Genomic DNA, 1048 nt, shown 5'->3' with positions numbered 1-1048 from the left:
TTCCTTATGCTCTCTTCTTGTTTCGCCGTAACGATCGGGTTTTTGAAAAAGCTATTCAAGGTGAGTTGGAGGTATTGATGGAGGGACGTACAACAATTGTGATCGCGCATCGCCTATCGACTGTAGAAAATGCAGATAAAATTGTAGTGATGGACCAAGGTCGTGTAATCGAGCAGGGAACACATCAATCACTTCTGGCTGCAAATGGTGAGTACGCCAAACTTTACAATATGAACCTGGCGGACGATGCCTAGTCAGGATCAGCAACGTGCTGCTTCAACGAGCATAACCGATGCTTGGTACCAAGGTGCTGCTTGGCTATACCTGCTGGCACCACTGTCACTTATCTATATGCTTATTTTGGTCATACGGGCATGGCTATACCGCTTAGGTTTTAAGACCTCATATCGTTCCAGTTTACCCATTATAGTGGTTGGCAATATTACGCTCGGCGGGACTGGAAAGTCACCATTGGTTGCATACTTGGTGCAAGCGCTTCAGGAAAGAGGCTATCAGCCTGGTATCGTCAGCAGAGGGTACGGTGCATCAATTCCATCTACAGAGTGTCGAGAAGTGTTAGCCGATAGCTTGCCTGAAGAGGTGGGTGATGAGCCACTCATGCTAAAGCAAGCGCTTGATTGTCCGGTATTTGTTAGTCCTAATAGAAAGCTCTCAGTTCAGGCACTGGAAGCTCAAGGTTGTAATGTTGTTATAAGTGATGATGGCTTGCAACACAATGCGCTACAGCGTGATGTGGAAGTTTGTGTTTACGATGGTCAAAGAGCCTTGGGTAATGGATATTTACTTCCGATGGGGCCTTTGCGTGAAAGCCAGTCTCGAATGAAGAAGCTGGACTTTCAGGTGATCAACGGTGCTGATGATTTACCTGGCGTGAATTCATCAGAGCCTTACATTCGAATGGATTTACGACCAGGCAACTTACTGCCGTTGAAGGCTGATCCCGGTCAGGATGGTCTCAATCAAGCCTTAGCTTTGGATAAATTGTCGGGTCAGCCGGTAAATGCTGTTGCTGCCATTGGCAACCCGG

General features: G+C 47.1%; 1 protein-coding gene and 1 pseudogene. Both read left to right on the top strand.

Annotated elements, in window-relative coordinates; all coding sequences use genetic code 11:
- Positions 1–254 (top strand): annotated as a pseudogene (locus tag A3756_RS27125) (hypothetical protein); the annotation flags it as partial.
- Positions 247–1048 (top strand): tetraacyldisaccharide 4'-kinase (gene lpxK / locus A3756_RS02975; protein WP_068552914.1); only part of this gene is annotated, 802 nt, incomplete at its 3' end. The pseudogene A3756_RS27125 and the gene lpxK, both read left to right, overlap by 8 nt.

It is taken from the genome of Oleiphilus sp. HI0086, assembly GCF_001635225.1.
This window is presented reverse-complemented; position numbering and strand designations above follow the sequence as displayed.